The sequence below is a fragment of the Lacimicrobium alkaliphilum genome, from assembly GCF_002591895.1.
Lineage (GTDB): Bacteria > Pseudomonadota > Gammaproteobacteria > Enterobacterales > Alteromonadaceae > Lacimicrobium > Lacimicrobium alkaliphilum.
The window spans coordinates 1-18,983 of the sequence record NZ_NISX01000010.1; the positions used below are offsets into that span (position 1 = coordinate 1).

Here is an 18,983-nt window from a genome sequence, read left to right on the forward strand (position 1 = left end):
TCAGCTTCAGCAGAATACGCATTCATCATCGACTCCATTCTTTTGGTGAGGCTTATCGCTGCGTGCGGCGGAGAACGCGAACGATTTTGCGAAGCCAGTACTTTTTGCTGATGATAATCTTTGAGTGTTAGGCAATATTGTTACCAGACTGCTGTGGGATAAGTTGACCGCGCAACAGTAGGTCTTGCATCCGATTATTCAGTTCAAGCATTGACCTTGCAAATTCTTGCACTGCGCCTAGCTTAAGAACCGGTTGTCCAGGTTGGTGTGTCAAGATGATACCCGCATCGGGATTGTTAAGTGGGTCGCCTAAGGCTAAATTGATACTTAATGGGTTGTGCAGAATCTTGTTTCTTAAAGGTGCAGCAGCTTTGGCTTCGCAAAGGAATGCATCCCATTCATCCGCGAGAGCCATCTGTCCCTGCGCCTTAAAATGTGCACAAATCATTGTGCGAGCTTGGTCCATGCGCTTTTGATACGGCAATTTCTTAAACCGAACCTTGTCTTGAGCATCGCATAGCAGGTCGATAAGAGCGTAGCTCAAGCCTTCAAGCTGCGCGAAGTAGCAAGCGATCCAACCATAGGCATCAAACCATAAATCACTTAAGTCATTACGTGACATCTTTACGTAGGTATCAATGGGAATTTCAGGATGATGTGCCATGCACTTTGCTCTCCCTAACAATTTTATAGCGGGAAGGGTCCCTTGTTTGAATGCGGAATACTTCCTGTTTTGTGTTTTTTTGCATGTTTATCCCTGTTGTACCACCTTCTATAGGCGGGCTCTGGCACTGGATTCCCGCCAAACACACGCAGGAATACTGGCTGTCATGCCCGAGTGCTGCTATCGGGCATCCAGTGTCCTGCTGTTCTATTTCTCACCACAGAGACCAGAGGTCACGGAGTGTTATCCCTTGATAGCCTATATACCTCTGTGTTCTCTGTGGCTCTGTGGTTAATCAGGTTTTTCTCTTTCAACCACGAACAATACATCTGTACTCTTTTAATACTTTCGTGCCTTTCGTGTTTTTCGTGGTTAATGCTTTTGTCTCTTTTCACCATAAGGTCTCTGGATTCCCGCCAACAGCGCGCGGGAATGACCGACTGCCATGTGCAGCTTAGAAATCCGGTATTGGCTCAGGCTCATAGCCTTTGGGAATATCGAACATGTCGGCTTTGGGTTGCTGGCTGTCAAAAGTCAGGCTGATCACCTGTATTCCCGTGTCCTTATGCTCTTTGATTTGCACCGGCACCTTGTTGTTAGCAAACAGGTGCTGATTAAGCATGGCATCGTCTACATCACCGCTCATCTGGGCGGTAAAATCGCTCATCTTCTTGAAAAAACCGGCAAGCGTCTGATAGTCGGCAGGCGCTATCGCCGTGTCATCCAGGTCAGCCACACAAGCTTCATTGACCAGTTTCTCACCGCGCTTTAACGCAATCCATTCACAATCAGTACCGTTGATACTGTCTGTTTTGCCGCTCGCTTCGAGGCTGATTTCCTGCTGTGGTGATTTTTTTGCCATGCCCGGCATCATTTGTTCCATCATCTGCTGCATCTGCACCCGTTGCTCAGGGGGCATATTGGCCATTTGTTCTTCCATCTGCGTCATGGCTTGTTGTTGCATCTTGCTGATGCCTCCGGCCATCTGTTGCATTTGCTCGTTATTCAGGCGCATGTAGCGACCTTCCTGATGCATTAGCGTGATCATTTCACCGGCGTTGCCGTCATAGATAAACTCAGTGCGCCCGTCACCGTCTAATGACGCAGCCTTACCCTCATGCACATAAAGCTGCTGGGCTTTATCCTGGCCCTGAATCTGCGTGGATATGCGGGTACCGGCCTGAACCGCCGACACCATTAGTACACCGGCAACCACTGGTATGATTTTTTTGACACAATTTTTCATCTCTACTCCTTGATTGATAACAATCCGCATCGATAATTACCCGCTTTGACAGAGCGATTATCTATACAGATTGCTATGAGTTATTGATCTGCTCATTATCATCATTGCTGGCCTGCGCCGCGTTTTCAATACTTACCCGTGGTTTTCTCAGATCCAGCACCAGAGTTTCCGAGATCTTGTCCTGAATCGCCTGGCGATTGATGTCCCAGAAAACCTGCACAAAACCCAGCAGTCCTGTCGCCAGACCTGCACCATAACCACCATAACGACCAAAGCTTTCCCACAGATTCGGCGCCCGGCCGTCCAGTCTTACCACGCTTAAACCCAACAGTTTTTTGCCCGGCGTCTGCCCTTTCCACCAGGCGGTAAATACGGTGAAGTACAAGGCAGCCCAGCCAAACCCCAGCCCCAGATCCGACAAAATCCCTTTAAACCAGGCTATGATACCGGGCTTGTCTGATTCATCTGCACCTAAAGGCGCAATAATTTCAGTGGTGTCATCGGGGGCTTGCTCCGGACCCAGTTCCTCGGATTGACGCCGTTCCTCTTCCTGAGTGACTTGAATCTCCGCGTAACGGTTATCTGTCTGCTGTTTGAATTCACTCAGCTGCGCCGTACTGAGGGCACCTTCAGCCTCCTGATACATAGCATTAATAATCTCGCGCTGCTTATTTTGCGGCAGCGTAAAACGCGCCAGATCATCGAGGAGTTTATTGCTAATAGTTTGCCAGCACTCCATGGCCGGGGCACAGTCACCTGAGCGGATGTTTTCTGTGGTCATACCCATCTGTACCATATTGGCGGTAAAACGCCCCACATCACCTATTTGTTGTGCCTTTTGCGCCATTTCGGTGACGCTGCTCTCTCCGGTTGTGGCTTCGCGATACGCCTCCAGCGCACCGAAAATCACCACAAAGAGTAACAGCCCTGCCACCCCGGCCAGCAGTTTTCGCACCACAGGATAGCGCCCTTTACTTCGTAACCGGCTACTTGAGCGCACCAGCACTGCTGAGGCTGCGGCCGCCATAAACAAGGTGTTTATATGCGTGAGCAGCGCCACCAACAGCAGATCAACAAGAATAGCCACCCCACGCTTCCAGGGCTTTGCCAATGCGATGCCATAAAGCTGTGACGGCACCTCAAACGCATAAGGCGTGATGTAGTCGCGGCTTTCTGCTATCACGGTGGATGATGTTTGCACTGGTGACTCTCTCTGCGCCGTGGAAGGTGTGGTTAAAGTTGTCATACCGAATGTCAGGATCCGTTTTGTTATGCCAAAAAGCTTACATGGCCGGTCAGTTCAGGGTTTTAATTGCCTCACTGATACCCTCCAGCGTCATCGGGTAAAACCGGTCTTCCATCAGCTCACGAATAATACGTAGTGACTGATAATAGTCCCAGTATTGCGTATTTTGCGGGCAAAGCCACACTGCCTGCTTAAAGTGGTTCAACAGGTGCTGCATCCACACTGCACCGGGCTCTTCATTCCAGTGTTCAACACTGCCTCCCGGATAGGTAATTTCATAAGGCCCCATGGTGGCATCACCAACAAAAATCAGTTTATAGTCACTGCCATATTTGTGGATCACGTCCCATACCGGCATCGCTTCGTCATGCCGGCGTATATTGTCCTGCCACACACCTTCATACACGCAGTTGTGGAAATAAAAATACTCCAGATGCTTAAACTCGCTACGGGCAGCTGAAAACAGTTCCTCACAGGCCTGCACATGCATATCCATGGAGCCGCCCACATCAAAAAACAGTAACAATTTCACGGCATTGTGACGCTCTGGCACCATGTGTAAATCCAGCAGGCCAGCGTTATTTGCGGTACCCCGGATCGTCGCCGGCATATCCAGTTCATCACTGGCACCGGTGCGGGCAAACTGGCGCAGTTTACGAAGAGCAACCTTCAGGTTGCGGGTACCCAGCTCCACATCACTGGCCAGGTTTTTAAACTCTCTTTTATCCCACACTTTAACCGCTGAAAACTGATTGTTACCCTCCTGGCCAATACGCACCCCCTCAGGGTTATAACCATAAGCACCAAAAGGTGAGGTGCCGCCGGTGCCGATCCATTTACTACCGCCCTGATGACGTTTCTGCTGTTCCTGCATGCGCTCTTTTAAGGTCTGCATCAGTTTTTCCAGCCCACCCATGGCCTCGATGCGCTGCTTTTCTTCATCGGTGAAATAACGATCCAGCTCCTTACGCAGCCACTCTTCGGGGATCTCTTTACCGAACAGATCGAGGCTTTGTACCCCGTTAAAATAATCGGCAAAGGCGCGGTCAAACTTATCGTAATGACTTTCATCCTTGACCAGCACAGTGCGCGAGAGCATATAAAAAGCGTCCATATCCGCGAACACCAGTTGCTTTTCCAGCGCGCTTAACAAATCCAGCAGTTCACGCAGACTCACCGGCAGCTGGTATTGACGAAGACGAAAGAAAAACTCAACCAGCATCAGCGGCGCGCCATAAAAGCCAGTTTCTCGAACAGGTGTATGTCCTGTTCGTTTTTCAGCAGAGCTCCGTACAGAGGCGGTATCGCCTGTTTGCTGTCTTTGTTTTGCAGTGTTTCAGGGCTGATATCCTCTGCCACCAGCAATTTAAGCCAGTCTATCAGCTCCGAGGTGGACGGTTTTTTCTTCAGGCCCGGAAGCTCACGCAGGTTAAAAAAGGACTCCAGCGCCTGATTCAGCAGGTTCTTTTTAAGGTCGGGAAAATGCACATCAACGATACGGGCCATCTCGTCTTTATCCGGAAAGCGGATGTAATGGAAAAAGCAGCGTCGCAAAAACGCATCGGGCAATTCTTTTTCATTATTCGAGGTAATAATCACAATAGGACGCTGCGCCGCCTTAATGGTCTGACGGGTCTCGTAAACATAAAATTCCATCCGATCCAGCTCCTGGAGCAGGTCATTAGGAAACTCGATATCCGCCTTATCGATTTCATCAATCAACAGCACCGGGCGCTTCTGTGCCTCAAAGGCATGCCAGAGTTTACCCTTAATAATGTAGTTACTGATATCCTGCACTTTAGGGTCGCCCAGTTGTGAATCTCGCAGCCTGGATACAGCATCGTATTCATACAGCCCCTGCTGGGCTTTAGTAGTGGATTTAATATGCCATGGGATCAATTCAGCCCCGAGACTGCCGGCCACCTCCTCTGCTAACATGGTCTTACCGGTACCCGGTTCGCCTTTTATCAGCAGTGGCCGTTCAAGGGTCACAGCGGCGTTCACCGCTAACTGTAATTCTTCGGAGGCAATATATTTGTCAGTTCCGGTAAAGCTCATAAGCCCTCTGTACTCGTTAGTTTGTTGTGATGAATCAAAATATCATATAGCAAAAAAGCAGTTTGATTTTAGTGGCATAGGCCTAATCTATACTAGTGAAATTAAAATCTGTTTTAATCAGTTGTCTGGCCCGATGATGCCGACACCAACATGCAAGGAACAACCATGCAAGTATTTAAAGATAATTCAGAGTCCATCGGCCATACACCGCTGGTCAAACTAAATCGTGTCACTGGTGGTAATGTTTACGCCAAAATGGAATCCCGCAATCCCAGCTTCAGTGTCAAGTGCCGTATTGGCGCCAATATGGTCTGGGATGCCGAGAAACGTGGCGTACTGACTGAAGGCAAAGAACTGGTTGAACCCACCAGCGGTAACACGGGTATTGCACTGGCCTTTGTGGCGGCGTCCCGCGGGTACAAACTGACCCTGACCATGCCCAGCACCATGAGCCTGGAAAGGCGCAAACTGCTTAAAGCGCTGGGCGCCAATGTGGTTCTTACTGAAGGCCCTAAAGGCATGAAAGGGGCGATCGCCAAGGCTCAGGAAATTGTCGACTCGGATCCGAACAAATTCATTATGCTGCAACAGTTTGACAACCCGGCTAACCCAGAGATCCATGAAAAGACTACCGGGCCGGAAATCTGGCAGGATCTGGATGGCAATGTTGACATTTTCATCGCCGGTGTAGGTACAGGCGGAACCATAACCGGTGTCAGCCGTTATCTGAAGAAAACCAAAGGTAAACAGGTACTGAGTGTCGCCGTTGAACCAACTGACTCACCTGTGATCACTCAGGCCAAAGCGGGCCAGGATCTGACACCAGGCCCGCATAAAATTCAGGGTATTGGCGCAGGCTTTATTCCCGGTAACCTGGATCTGGATATGGTGGATGCTGTGGAACAGGTCAGCAATGATGATGCTATGGAAATGGCACATCGGCTGATGCGCGAAGAAGGTATCCTGGCGGGAATTTCTTCCGGTGCCGCAGTAATCGCGGCGAAACGTCTGGCGGAAAAGCCTGAAAATGCCAACAAAAACATTGTTGTCATCCTGCCCAGCTCCGCAGAGCGTTACTTGTCCAGCCCTTTGTTTGCCGGTGCCTTCAGCGAAGAAGATCTGGCACAGTAAAATCTGCAATACTAATGTGCATAAAAGCCGCCATGACAATGCTGTCATGGCGGCTTTTTACTATACAGATCAGAACAGTTAACTTTACTTTTTTAAAGGATCATCGCAGACTTCCAATCAATGACACCAGCGGGGACTGATTTTGAAAACCTGGATTTTTATTCCTTTTTTACTGATCGTAACGGTATTAACTGCCTGCACTGAAGCCGAAAACACTGAGGGTGTTGGCAAGTATGGCATGATGGAGGAAGGAACACCGGAATACGCAGCCATCAAGTTCTTCGATCATCTGTATCACGATGACAACATAGAACGTGTGAAAACCCTCAGTTCCGAGCGCATGGACAGATTACTGGATAATTACCGCACCAACCGTAACTTTCAGCGCCATGTTATCAATCTGCCTTATGACAAAGTAGAAATGCAGATCGACAGCGGTAACAGCAATATGCGTTCAGAATTTTCCGACCAGGCCAGTATCACCATTTTCTTTACCGGTGAGCTACACAATGAAACAGTCCAGGATCTGCGTACTGTTAATCTCACTAAGGTTAAGGGTGAATGGCTGGTTGATGAAATAGAGGCTGACAAGTTCCTCTAAGTCAGTAACAACCATAACCTCATAATCGCCATTATGATATTTTTGGTAAAACTGATATTGCCCGGTGGCACATTGTTATTGCCACCGACAAACACTAATACCCTCTTATAAAGCAGCTCTTCAGCCTTATCTGCGGCGCCGCACTGATGGCCTGCGACGGAATAATATGGGAGGCGCCGAAAATAATTGAACTGATTATTGCCGCTAACCACACCGGCCTGCGCGATGCCATCCATTGAAATAAAAAGCCACGGAAAAACACTTCTTCATAGATAACACCAAAACAGTACCAATGGAGCTATCAGCACCCACTGATCGCGGTCGAGAAAACCCTGCTGGGTTAACGTCAGACTAAGCAGTAAAACAGCGCTTAACAAAAGCAACACGATACCAGTGCAGCCCATAGCCGCCCTTAACCTATATTGCTTTAGCCGCGTTGCTTGTGTGTGAGTCATCATGTGAGCATGACCAGACTACCGGAACCTACAACCCCAGTGCCACCCCTTCACGTCTTGGATCGGCACCACCAATCAGCTTGCCGTCCTTTAACAATACGCCATGAATACCGCTGTTAAGGTCAATAACTTTGACATCATGCCCTAAGGATTCGAACGCCTTAACAGATTCTGACAACCCAGTGCCTTTCTCCAGTGCTGTATAGTCATTGCGATTAGTGATTTTGGGCAGATTAATGGCCTGCTGAATATCCAGATTCCAGTCAAGCACGCCAATCAGGGTCTGAGTCACATAATTGATAATGCGACTACCGCCGGGTGAGCCCACCACCAGATAAAGCGCACCATCCTGATCAAATACCATCGCCGGTGCCATAGAGCTGCGCGGGCGTTTACCCGGTTCAATGCGGTTGGCCACAGACTTACCCGCTTTGCTGGCCACAAAGGAAAAGTCGGTCATCTGATTATTCAGCAAAAATCCATTTGTCATCAGGCCTGAGCCAAAAGCCATCTCGATACTGCTGGTCATCGACACGGCATTTCCTTTGCTATCAACAATGGCAATATGTGAAGTGTTAGGGCGCTCGTATGCCTTACCCGCCGTCAATTGGTTTTCAGCATAAGGGGTTCCGGCCATGGCCTTTCCCATATCCCGCTTGGTTTCAATTAAAGATGAACGCGTTGATAAGTAGGCATTGTCCAGCAGAGGCTGCATGTCCAGCCCCGTAAAGTCACTGTCTGCCACATAGGCTTCACGATCAGCAAAAGCGAGTCGGGACGCCTGAGTAAACAGATGAAGGGCCTCGATACTATTAGGCTCATACTGCTCCAGTTTGAAGGGTTCGAGTATACCCAGTGTCTGTATTATCGCTACCCCTCCTGAACTCGGCGGAGCCATACCGCACACGGTGTAAAGCTTGTAAGCCCCACACAAGGGTTCGCGCTGCACCGCTTTATAAGAGGCCATATCTTCCAGGTTCAGGCGACCAGGATTGATCCCGGCGTGCTGCACAGTGTTGACAATCTGCTGCGCCAGCGGGCCCTGATAAAATGCCTTGGCGCCGGAAGCGGCTATCCGGCTAAGGCTGTCCGCCAGTTCGGGATTTTTTAACAACGTGCCGGCGGCAACCGGCTTATTTTGTGGATAGAAATACTCTCTGGTGGTTTTAAAGCGTTTTACGCCCGGATGAATATCCATTTCCACCAGTTTTGCCAGACGCGGAGAGACTTTAAATCCGCTGCGGGCCAGTTCGATGCTGTCCTCGAACAAGGTTTTCCAGGGCAAAGTGCCAAATTTTTGATGGGCCATATCCAGTGCGCTGACAGCACCGGGTACCCCCACGGCCTGACCACCAACGATGGCTTCTCGCCAGGGCTTTGGCTTACCATCCTCGATAAACATTTGTGGGTCAACATTCTGCGGGGCTTTTTCCCTGCCATCAAAGGTATACAAACGGTTATTTTCGTTGTCCCAGTAAAGGATAAAGGTGCCGCCGCCAATTCCCGAAGACTGCGGCTCAACCAATGTCAACATGGCCTGAACGGCTACGGCAGCATCTATGGCACTGCCCCCTTGCTGAAGAATCTTTTTACCCGCCTGTGACGCATGAGGATTGGCCGCACTGACCATAAAGCTATCCGCTTCAACAGCCTGTTTTTGTTGATACCCGGTAGCCGCCTCAGGCTCTCTGTCTTCTCTTTTTTCAGGTTTGGCAAAACCATTAACGGCGACAACACTCAGTAAGATTAATACCCGTAACTGCATTCTATACTCCTCAGTTATAACGTGACGGATCAGGTTTACGTTTTTCCAGAAAGGCGGCGAAGGCTTCTTTTGCAGCGTCGGATTTCAACTGTTTAATAAACAAATCCAGCTCATTGTGCATATGCCGGGTCACCTCCTGATGGGAGGTTTTCATCAGCAACTTGGTCAGTTTCATCGCCTGTTTGGGCTTACCCACCAGATTCCGTAACACGTTGTCCACTTTTTGTTCCAGTTCCTCTGGTGGTAACGCCTGATTGATTAAGCCAACCTGCTCCGCTTCTGCTGCATCAAATGGCTCTCCTGCCATCAGCCATTGTGCCGCTTTGCGATGGCCAACCAGTCTCGGCAACAAATAGCTCGAGGCATATTCCGGTACCAGAGCCAGATCGATAAAAGGCATTGAGAAACGAGTATTGTCTGCACAGTAGACCAGGTCACAGTGCAGCAACAGCGTCGTACCAATCCCGACGGCCATGCCCTGAACCTGCGCCACCACTGGCAACGGGCACTTCATCAGTGCGGTCATAAAGCGAACCGTTTGCTCCACTTGCTCAGGCCCTGAGGCATTGGCGAAATCGTTTAGATCATTGCCGGCGGTGAAATCTTTCCCTTCCCCTTTAAACAAAACCGCTCTTATTTCGGACGAAGACGAGGCTTGTTCCAGTGCTACTGCCATTTTTTCATACATGACGTGGGTCAGCGCATTTTTCTTATCTGCACGATTAAAGATGATTTCCAGTACCTGGTTTTTCTGTTGGATCAGTATTTCTGTCATGCCGGCCCTGCTTGATTATTCTGTTTCTGGGACTCTGCACTTTACCAGTGTGTAAAAGCAATAAACAGATCGACATTCGGCAAAGCCACAGTCAATACAATTTAACCACAAAGCGGTATGATGCCTGAAAATCTCTTACAACGGAGAAGTCAGTAATCAATTCCTATGTTAAGTCTCCCCTTTAAACCCAGGCAGCTTACCGGCCCTCTGCTGTTGTTGCTGTTCATTGTTGTGGCGCAGTTATTTACGCCAGACAGTTATAAGCTACTTGCCTATCACCGTGACGCCATTACAGATTTCCAGTGGTGGCGGTTATTCACTGCCCATTTGTTGCACACCAACCTGAACCATCTGTTGCTCAATGGCGCTGGGGTTATTTTGCTCTGGGCCGTGTTTGGTGAGTATTACCGGCTCCGCCAGTACCTCAGCATTGTATTTGCTTGTGCCTTAGGTATCAGTGTTGGTCTTTATTGGCAGGTACCGGAATTGTCCTGGTATGTGGGCCTTTCAGGCGTGCTACATGGCTTGTTTGTCTGCGGGGCAATAAGTGATATTCATGCCGGACGGCGCTCAGGCTGGCTGCTGCTGATTGGGGTGGCCGTAAAAGTTGGCTATGAAATGCAGTTTGGTGGTGATCAGACGGTCTCTGCTCTGATCGATGCGAGAGTCGCCGTCGAAGCCCATTTATTCGGTGCGATCAGTGGCCTGCTCATTAGCCTGCCTACCCTATTTTATCTGCGGGCTGATGGCCCATCCCGGTAAACGTATTCCCGGGTCATCAGGTTAAAAACAGCTGAAAGCCCGCTACGTGGCTTTAATGCTCAATTACAACTTAAATCTGGACACGGCCTTGTTAAGCTCCTGCATCAGTGTACCTACCTGGCTCATCGAAGCGCTGGATTGCCGGGTTGAGTCCGCGCTGTTCTCTGCCAACTCAACAATCCGCTCCAGACTGGATGTTACCGTTTCGAGCAATTGATCCTGGTGGCCGGTATCTTCGACAATCTGCTCATTGATTCCATTGAGATCACTGATAATCTGTTCAATAGAACGAATTTCTTCATCCACCTGTTCAATCTGTTCAACACTGTCTTTGGCCTGCTGTTGACCTGAGCTCATGGCATCTACCGCCTGACTGGCATCTGACTGAAGAGCAGAAATCATCTGTTCAATCTCTTGTGTAGAGCTTTGGGTGCGATTAGCCAGAGTTCTGACTTCGTCAGCAACCACCGCAAACCCCCGACCCTGCTCCCCGGCCCTTGCAGCCTCAATTGCCGCATTCAGAGCAAGCAGGTTGGTTTGCTCGGCAATGGTTTTGATCACATCCAGAATACCACCAATATTATTGCTGTTAGTTTGTAGCCGGTTGATAACCTCTGCTGAATGCCCTGCCTGCTGAGCCTGAGTAAGAATATGTTTTTTCGAACGACTGACCAGTTCTTTGGCATGGCGGCTCTGATTCGCCACTTCAGACAACCTGATAGTACTTTGCTGGATCTGATCCAGGTTGCTTTTACTGGTCTGGCGCACACTGCTGGTGTTTTCGGCGGTATCCCGGACCTGGTCGGTCTGCTGCTGTACCTGCTTCAGGGTATTTTCAGACAACGTTTCACTGCTGGTAATGGCCTCTTCAAGCAGGGTTTCCTGACGCAATATCTGCGATACCACCTGATGTAAACCACTACTGAGTTCGTTGACATCCCGGGCCAGAGACGCAAATTCATCATCTCCGCTGCTATCGGCTTTGTGGGTCAGATCGCCGCTGCTAATCACACTGAGGCTGGTGCGGATCCGTCTCAGAGGCCCGGATATGCTTCTTGCCGCTGTAATACCGATAATAATCACCATCACCAGCGCCAGTAGCATAATCAGTACACTCTTGAAGATATTGCTCTGTACCGCATCCAGAATAGCGTTCTGCCCCTGCAACGTATCCGCGTTGACTTTATCGAATAACTCACCCAGTTCCACGCGGGCCTGTTCCATACTGACCTCAGCCGCGAACATCAGTTCTTCGGCCCGGGCAAGGGTGTCGAGTTGCTCCGACTTTAATGCGAACAAACCCGTGTCGCCTTCATATAGCTGGATAAACTTCTGATACTGCTGATTAAACGCTTCCATCAGACCATCAGTATCAACCCCGTCCGCTATACGGTTAATAAATACGACGTTATTGTTCAAGTCTCCCAGAGTCAGCTGCAGATTATCCCGGATGGTCTGACTCAGTTCACTGTCGCGAGTAGCTGCAAATTCCCCGGTGGCATTAAGCAACGTGACGATAATGTTATCGACCCGCGCACCGGCTCCCACTATCTGCGCCAGTGTCCCCTGTTCGGCACCGTCCAGATAAGACATATCCAAAAGGTTAGCCCCGGCATCACTGCCGGTATATTCGAGTTCGAGCGCCATATCATCAACGTCTTTTTGCAATGACAAACTCTTTATCCGCTGTTGATACATCTGTTCAGCCCGCACCAGATAATTCTCTGCCGCCTGCATGGCACTGGATAACAAGGTTTTATCCTGTGGGTTTAGGGGGAAGTGCTGCAAACGTTCGAGTTGACCGTTAAATTCCTGCTTAAGAGCGATAAACTGTTGCTGGCTGTCCAGCAGTTTTTCACGGTTGGCGGTGTAATAACCTTCAGTAGATATTTTCGCCAGTGCCAGTAACTGTGTCTGTACGACCAGCATCTGCGATTGCACCGGCATTTTCTCATCCACCACCAGACGCGCGCTCTGGCGAATATCCGAAAGGCCCCAATAAGAGGTAATATTGGTAATTAACAGCAATATACCAAACAGCACAAAGCCGGTAACGATCTTTCCTACCACTGTTATACGCATAAATTAACTACCTGAAATGTCGGTAAATAAAAAACCTTTACCCAGTTATAGACCAGTCCGTGGTTGTTGGTGGCTTCGGGTGATGCAGGCTCAATTGGTCATACCAGTTGGTTTACAATATCATAACAATTTGAATTTGTTTCTCAATTACCACGGAATGACTTTTCATCCGGGCTGACTCCCTTATAATGAAGCCATCTCCAATTTTATCGGCGTTTTAACATGGAACAGAACCAAGAATTAAAAAAAGCTGGCTTAAAAGTCACTCTTCCAAGAATTAAAATCCTGGAGATCCTTCAGGCGCCTGCCAACCAGCACATCAGCGCAGAAGATGTCTATAAAATATTGTTGGAACAAGGCGAAGAGATAGGTCTGGCGACGGTCTACCGCGTGCTCAATCAGTTTGACGATGCCGGCTTGCTGGATCGGCATCATTTTGAGGGCGGCAAATCAGTTTTCGAAATGGGTCAGAAGAAACATCATGACCATCTGGTATGCCTTAAATGTGGCAAAGTCATCGAGTTTGAAGATGATCTTATTGAGAAGCGTCAGATAGAGGTGGCTGAGAAAAACAATATCAAACTCACCCACCACAGCCTGTATCTATACGGTGTCTGCCAGCCCAGCTGTGAAGACAGATAGCCTGGCAAATCTGTAGAGCCCAATTTATTGGGCCAATTGAAGAAGATAATCATCCCCGGGGCACGCTTCGTAACACCCGTATACTGGCTACATTGATTAAGAAAACCACGGAGGCACAGAGAAGTAAAAGGAGCAAGTCAGTTGGTACCTCTGTGTTCTCTGTGCCTCTGTGGTTAATTGCTTTGTTAGCCTTAGTACTGGTATTTTACCCGGCTAAACAGCGACTGCGCTTTTTGCCACACCGGCCCGGGCATACCATTGCCCACAGCCTGACCATCCAGCTCCACCACGGGCGCCAGTTCTTTACTTGAACTGGTTAACCAGATTTCATCCGCCTCTCTGACTTCATCCATGCTAACAGCCCGGACCTGAACGGGGAGCTCGTCTTGCTGTTCAAGGGCATGGAGCAGTATATAGCGGGTAATACCTGGCAGAATCTGGTTATCAAGTTGTGGCGTAACAATGATACCGTCTTTGACGATAAACACGTTGCAGGCCGCCGCCTCAGTCAGTTCATTACGCTCATTGAACAACAGCACTTCATCCACTGAGGCTTTTTGCCCGCTGCGATAATGCATGATATTCCCCAGCAATGCCGTGGATTTAATATTACAACGTTTCCAGCGTTTATCCTGTTCAGAGACCACTTTATAGGTATGGGCTTTGTCTGGCTCAGCGATCGGTTCGGCCGGGATCTCGAAGGTAAAGGCAAACACCGTTGGCGTTAATCGCTGAGGATAGCGATGGGCACGGTTTTCCTCGCTGCCACGGCTGATATGCAGGTAAATACCAAGATTACCATTGCCATTCTCGTCCAACAGCTTCTCAAACACCGCCTGCCACTGAGACAACGACATATCCAGCGTGATTTCCAGAGCCTCCAGGCCGTCATTTAAACGTTGAAGATGTTGCTTAAACCCAACCATTTTGCCGCCATAAGAAGGCACAACCTCGTATACCCCATCGGCGAACAAAAAACCTCTGTCCATAGGAGAAATACTGGCTTGTTGTTTTGGCATAAACTGGCCGTTCAGATAAACAATACTCATAGCGACACTCCGGCAAAAAAACGGCCGCCATCATACATCAATGTACCGGGCGGAAACATTGTCTGTTATAGATCTATTTTTTGCGACTGTGCAGACCCGGCAATAAGCCCGTTTTCATCGTTTACTGAGCTGGTAATGAAGACGTTATATACCGGTGTTCACAACCTTGTCCCGCTGCTTCTGACTGCGATATTTTTCCACCAGTGCCGTTACATCTTTGGGGCAATCAAGCAGACCCTTTTGTTGTAAATACGCGGTGTTGTAAAGCTTGGACGCAGAACGTTCACCCAGGTCACAGGCAAAGGTCACGACAGACTTACCCGGGCCGCTGTACAATGCCGCAAACAGGGCACCGGCGACATTTAACGCAGAACTACTGCCCAGCACGATGCCATCTTTATTGCGCACGTAACGGGCAATGGTCACCAGATCGGAATCCGGCAGGTTAATCCCATAATCGATGCTGGCCTGACGGAAATTCTCCACCAGCCGCATGATACCAATACCTTCGGTGATAGAACTGCCGTGGTTTTTATACTCGCCGCTTTTCAGATAATGATAAATTCCAGAACCATCAGGATCCACCAGCCAGACTTTCAGATCAGGATTCTGCTCTTTCAGGTACATCGAGTTACCGGCAATAGTGCCTCCGGTACCCGCCGCTGAAACCAGGATGTCGACTTTCCCCTGGCTCTGTTTCCATATTTCCGGGCCGGTGTGCAAATAATGGGCACGGGCATTACTGGTATTTTCGAACTGATTCGCCCACCAGTGATCTTTATGCTGCTCTGCCTGGCTCCTGGCGCGGTGATAGAAATGGTTAGGATTTACAAAGGGGCAAGGGTCAACAGTCATCAGTTTGGCGCCATACAGTTCCAGTACCCGCTCTTTTTCTTTAGCCTGGTCATTAGGCATTACCGCCAGCATTTGCATACCATATGATTTGGCTACCAGCGCCAGCCCAATTCCTGTATTGCCGGCAGTGCCCTCGACAATGGTCATACCGGATTTCAGTTGCCCTTTTTGCATGGCGTCCTGCACCATCTGCAATGCCGCACGGTCCTTAATCGAACCGCCCGGATTCTGGAATTCACATTTAAGATAGATATCACAGCCGGTAAGCTCTGACAGAGAATGGATACGTAGCAGATCGGTATTACCGATAAGCTCAGCCTGATGGCGGGCAAGGATCATAATCTGACTCTCTGATACTAGGGGTTTACCCAAGATTAACGTGACAATTCCACAACGCAAGCCCTCAATGACGCAGTCTTATAATTAAAATACCGGCAGATGACGATTAGGAACAACGGTGCGATTTGTTCTATGTTTGCAGGGTCAACATTGAGAATAATTATTACAGGTTGGTCAGGGTTCGCGAAAATTCTGTATCAGTAAACAATACAATGCATTTGATATCAGAGCAGACTGCTCAGTGTATGGGGCTGATCGCGGAAGTTTCGGTAGCAATAAGCCAGAAACAATTCAGCGGTAGCAATAGCATCCTCCAGTGCGTTGTGGGCCGGATGAGTTCCTAATTCGTATCTGGCCCGGCACTTTTCCAGACTCAGCCCCTCCATTTCTACCGATTTACCACGCCGTTTCAGGGTCTTGTGCTCAAGTGCCAGCGTATCCACTACCTTAGGAGGAGCAAACGGCCGCCCCAGAGTCTTATGGGCCTCCCGCAAAAAGGCCAGATCCAGAGGCGCATGATGAAACAACCACAGGGTATTGGCATAGGCTTCGGTCGCTTTTGTGAGCCAACTCAACGCCTGTGCTAATTCCACGCCCTGCTCTAAATGTTCCCGGGTCAGACCATGTATCGCCGGACTTTGCCCTAACCTCGCATTGGTTCGGATAATAAAATGTTGTTTCTGGTTAAGTAAGATACCAGGCGGTTCAACAGGCACCCATGCCAGCGAGAGGATTTCATCGTTTCTGTGATCCAGACCTGACAACTCCAGATCGATAGCCAGATAGCGATACTGTTGCCATAGCATGCTGTGTTGATTGCCACTCAGCCAGCGTTTCAGCCACTGCATCAAAACGCACCACGGGAAAAGGTCAGTGCCAGCCCTTCCTGTGCATCCTTGATCAGTCTGAAGGCGGCCTTCAGCTGTCGCCGGGTCAACGAGTCCAGTTGATCCGGAGCAATCAGGTTGTCAGGGGTCTTCTGATTGAGTTGATGTGTAAGACGCATTTGTACCAGAAACCGCCAGGCAGCCAAAAGATCCTCCGCATCATGGGTATTCATGGCCCCGGTATCTTTCAGACGTTGCAATCTCGCTGGCGTACCGCAATCCCGGATACCAGATGCCAGGCTATGAATACGGGCGATATCATTGATGATAGCGATGCCACTTTTTTTAATATCAATAACTTCCTTTTCGTCATCCAGTTTTTGCGTACGAAAGCGATTGAACAAACCAATAGGCACAGCCAGATCGGCACTGTTAGCAGCCAGATTAGCCAGAAAGATCTGATTCGTGGCCAGTTTACTGACGGCCTGATCAAAGTGTTCAAATAGCTTTTGGTCTCCGTAAAGGGCCCGGTGATCAAAAAAGATATTGGTGCGCATCAGCGCATCCTGATCGGGTTCCAGGATCCAGCGTCTGAATTTGCTGATCCAGGCCTGCCCGGATACCCGCAGCTGGTCATTGGAGGCCATAATATTGCCGCCACAAAGTTCCAGACCACAGCGCGCCAGCCCATCGCAAACAAACTCTGCCAACCCGGCAAACCATTGCGCCTGAACAGCGTCCGGCTCCTGTTCAAGCAACAGGCCGTTATCCTGATCTGAGCTTAACGACTGATCACGCCTTGCCTGAGAGCCAAATGTCAGCCACACAAACGGAAATGGCGCTTCGCCATACTGCCGTTGATATAAACGAATCAGACGGATATTAAAGGCGTCGGTAAAGCTGGCCAGCAGATCGCCTACCAGGCGCACATCCACTACGCGATGAGCAAACTGATGCAAGTGCTCGGGTACCAGTTCGGCGATGGCCTGTAACTGGTCTACCGTATCGGCTTTGCGTATGCGGTTGACCAGAAACAAGGGCTCACTGCGCTGTTGCCGCATCAGATCAGTGGCAGTAATTACCCCTACCGGTTTGCTGTCTCTCACCACAGCGATATGGTGTACGTTCTGACTGGTCATGGCCTGCATCGCATCAAATAACGGAGCCTGCCAGTCCAGTTCGATCACCGGCGTCGTCATAAACTGGCGCACGGGCTGCTCGTAGGATTGTCGCTGCGCCACCACCCTTGAGCGAATGTCCCGGTCGGTAATAATACCCTGCAATTCATCATTGTCCTGAATCAGCAGACAGGACACCTTGTTCTCGCTCATTTGCAGGGCCGCGTCAGCCACGCTGCAATCGGCACTGATAGACACCAGTGAACGTTCCAGAATGTCGGCCACCGATAACTGGGTCCAGTCGTGCTCCTGCGTGCGCGACTCGGTCAACAACCGGTCTCCCAGGGCCCTGGAAAAATAGTCAGAAAACTCCTGGTTGTGTTGACAGAGGTAATCGAAAGGAGACTGTGCGAGACTGAACATCAGACCATCATCCAGCACTTTGATCCGGTTGGTAATCGGACGCTTTGTCAATAAAGACGGAAAACCGAACAGATCACCGGGCTCCAGGCGCTCGATCAGCTGATTATGGTTACCGAGCAGATCAAACACGCCTTTTTTGATCAGATACAACTGAGGTCTGTCTTTAGGGATAACTTCATCCAGGCTTTCTTCACACACGTAGTGTAACTGAAGGTGTTGCAGACAATAATCCAGCTGCGCCACACTGAGCCGATCAAATGGCACACAGCGCTGCAGAAATGTGCGGGTTGAATCCATGCTGTCCATAAGTCTTTTTGCTCCGTCTCTGGTAATCAGTCTTTGCCTGGCTCACATAAGGTTGTGAGTAACGGATCATTATCACTGAGTATCACCCAGTCAGAATCTGGTGTCTGCCCGGGTAAGGGGATATCCAGCGCGTCATGAAACCCCGCGCGGGTGCGGTTACGACAATCAATCACCTGCGTCACCCTGCGGGCAGTGGCTCTGCGCTGGAAGAAGTACAGATCCACCAGCATGACACCCGGATACTGATGATTGGCCGCGGCGTTTTGTTTGTCCACTGCCATAAAACGTAATGTCTGCGGCCACAGGTAACTCCATGGGCGATACCAGCTTTGCTCTTTCACTTGTTTGACCACTTCAATGCCCGCTGGCAACAAACTGACCTGATGAGGATACCAGGTGTATTCAGCCTGAACCTGAAACCCGAGCATACCTAACCCGGCAAACACCGGGATCAACCACTTTGGCGCCCTGTTCCTGCTCAGCCAGCGCACCCCAAGAGCGATACCCGCTGCACCCAGGCCGGCGGTAATAGTGGCGATAAATTCCCAAAACATAATAAATAGATTTCCTGAATCCGAACCATGCGAATAAAAATACAGCGAGCCTTGTTTCCAAAGCCCGCTGTAATACTTACCTGAA

General features: G+C 49.6%; 18 protein-coding genes. 4 read left to right on the forward strand and 14 right to left on the reverse strand.

The genetic code is table 11. From position 1 onward, the window contains the following. Window positions 1–127: 127 nt before the first annotated feature. The 5 genes from CDA54_RS10740 to CDA54_RS10760 all read right to left on the reverse strand — a co-directional run bounded on the left by CDA54_RS10740 (window position 128) and on the right by CDA54_RS10760 (window position 5,214). Window positions 128–664, reverse strand: a complete 537-nt coding sequence (locus tag CDA54_RS10740; protein ID WP_099035018.1) for a hypothetical protein — start codon at window positions 662–664, stop codon at window positions 128–130. Window positions 665–1,118: 454 nt separating this feature from the next. Beyond that, the gene (locus CDA54_RS10745; RefSeq protein ID WP_099035019.1) at window positions 1,119–1,910 is read right to left on the reverse strand and encodes a hypothetical protein; all 792 of its coding nucleotides are present in this window, start codon (window positions 1,908–1,910) and stop codon (window positions 1,119–1,121) included. Between the two features lie 73 nt (window positions 1,911–1,983). Continuing rightward, window positions 1,984–3,111, reverse strand: a complete 1,128-nt coding sequence (locus CDA54_RS10750; RefSeq protein WP_229748138.1) for an RDD family protein — start codon at window positions 3,109–3,111, stop codon at window positions 1,984–1,986. Window positions 3,112–3,205: 94 nt separating this feature from the next. Then, window positions 3,206–4,378 (reverse strand): vWA domain-containing protein, encoded by a 1,173-nt coding sequence (locus tag CDA54_RS10755; protein ID WP_099035020.1) that lies wholly within the window; start codon window positions 4,376–4,378, stop codon window positions 3,206–3,208. After that, on the reverse strand, window positions 4,378–5,214 hold the full coding sequence (locus tag CDA54_RS10760) for an AAA family ATPase (RefSeq protein WP_099035021.1): 837 nt from the start codon (window positions 5,212–5,214) through the stop codon (window positions 4,378–4,380). Before CDA54_RS10760 ends, CDA54_RS10755 begins: the two co-directional genes overlap by 1 nt. Before the next feature lie 165 nt (window positions 5,215–5,379). Here CDA54_RS10760 and cysK point away from each other — a divergent pair, with 165 nt between their 5' ends. Both cysK and CDA54_RS10770 read left to right on the forward strand, forming a co-directional pair. Beyond that, complete coding sequence (gene cysK / locus CDA54_RS10765) at window positions 5,380–6,345, forward strand: cysteine synthase A (RefSeq protein WP_099035022.1); 966 nt, start codon at window positions 5,380–5,382, stop codon at window positions 6,343–6,345. Between the two features lie 142 nt (window positions 6,346–6,487). After that, window positions 6,488–6,946, forward strand: coding sequence for a hypothetical protein (locus CDA54_RS10770; RefSeq protein WP_229748137.1), 459 nt, complete (start codon window positions 6,488–6,490; stop codon window positions 6,944–6,946). A gap of 94 nt (window positions 6,947–7,040) precedes the next feature. On the opposite strand, the gene CDA54_RS20010 is transcribed toward CDA54_RS10770, so the two are convergent. The 3 genes from CDA54_RS20010 to CDA54_RS10785 form a co-directional block, all read right to left on the reverse strand. After that, a complete protein-coding gene (locus CDA54_RS20010) occupies window positions 7,041–7,178 on the reverse strand; it encodes a hypothetical protein (protein WP_373286091.1) in 138 nt (45 codons plus the stop codon). Window positions 7,179–7,429: 251 nt separating this feature from the next. After that, window positions 7,430–9,166 carry a gamma-glutamyltransferase gene (gene ggt, locus CDA54_RS10780; RefSeq protein WP_099035025.1) on the reverse strand — a complete coding sequence of 579 codons (1,737 nt, stop codon included), beginning with the start codon at window positions 9,164–9,166 and terminating at the stop codon, window positions 7,430–7,432. Between the two features lie 10 nt (window positions 9,167–9,176). Beyond that, the gene (locus CDA54_RS10785; RefSeq protein WP_099035026.1) at window positions 9,177–9,941 is read right to left on the reverse strand and encodes an enoyl-CoA hydratase; all 765 of its coding nucleotides are present in this window, start codon (window positions 9,939–9,941) and stop codon (window positions 9,177–9,179) included. Window positions 9,942–10,106: 165 nt separating this feature from the next. On the opposite strand from CDA54_RS10785, the gene rrtA reads away from it, so the two are divergent. After that, a complete protein-coding gene (gene rrtA / locus CDA54_RS10790) occupies window positions 10,107–10,703 on the forward strand; it encodes a rhombosortase (protein WP_099035027.1) in 597 nt (198 codons plus the stop codon). 63 nt (window positions 10,704–10,766) lie between these two features. On the opposite strand, the gene CDA54_RS10795 is transcribed toward rrtA, so the two are convergent. Beyond that, window positions 10,767–12,785 (reverse strand): HAMP domain-containing methyl-accepting chemotaxis protein, encoded by a 2,019-nt coding sequence (locus CDA54_RS10795; protein WP_099035028.1) that lies wholly within the window; start codon window positions 12,783–12,785, stop codon window positions 10,767–10,769. Window positions 12,786–13,007: 222 nt separating this feature from the next. On the opposite strand from CDA54_RS10795, the gene fur reads away from it, so the two are divergent. Next, window positions 13,008–13,427: a ferric iron uptake transcriptional regulator gene (gene fur / locus CDA54_RS10800; RefSeq protein WP_099035029.1), complete on the forward strand. Its 420-nt coding sequence runs from the start codon at window positions 13,008–13,010 to the stop codon at window positions 13,425–13,427. A 191-nt stretch (window positions 13,428–13,618) separates the two neighbouring features. Here the strand turns inward: fur and CDA54_RS10805 are convergent, their stop codons facing one another. The 5 genes from CDA54_RS10805 to CDA54_RS10825 form a co-directional block, all read right to left on the reverse strand. Further along, on the reverse strand, window positions 13,619–14,476 hold the full coding sequence (locus CDA54_RS10805) for an aminotransferase class IV (RefSeq protein ID WP_099035030.1): 858 nt from the start codon (window positions 14,474–14,476) through the stop codon (window positions 13,619–13,621). Between the two features lie 144 nt (window positions 14,477–14,620). Continuing rightward, entirely contained in the window at window positions 14,621–15,670 is a 1,050-nt protein-coding gene (locus tag CDA54_RS10810) for a cysteine synthase A (RefSeq protein WP_099035031.1), read from the reverse strand. Between the two features lie 224 nt (window positions 15,671–15,894). Then, entirely contained in the window at window positions 15,895–16,518 is a 624-nt protein-coding gene (locus CDA54_RS10815) for a 3'-5' exonuclease (protein WP_099035032.1), read from the reverse strand. Continuing rightward, window positions 16,518–18,344 carry a putative nucleotidyltransferase substrate binding domain-containing protein gene (locus tag CDA54_RS10820; protein ID WP_099035033.1) on the reverse strand — a complete coding sequence of 609 codons (1,827 nt, stop codon included), beginning with the start codon at window positions 18,342–18,344 and terminating at the stop codon, window positions 16,518–16,520. Before CDA54_RS10820 ends, CDA54_RS10815 begins: the two co-directional genes overlap by 1 nt. 26 nt (window positions 18,345–18,370) lie before the next feature. Continuing rightward, on the reverse strand, window positions 18,371–18,898 hold the full coding sequence (locus CDA54_RS10825; protein ID WP_099035034.1) for a hypothetical protein: 528 nt from the start codon (window positions 18,896–18,898) through the stop codon (window positions 18,371–18,373). Window positions 18,899–18,983: the final 85 nt, after the last annotated feature.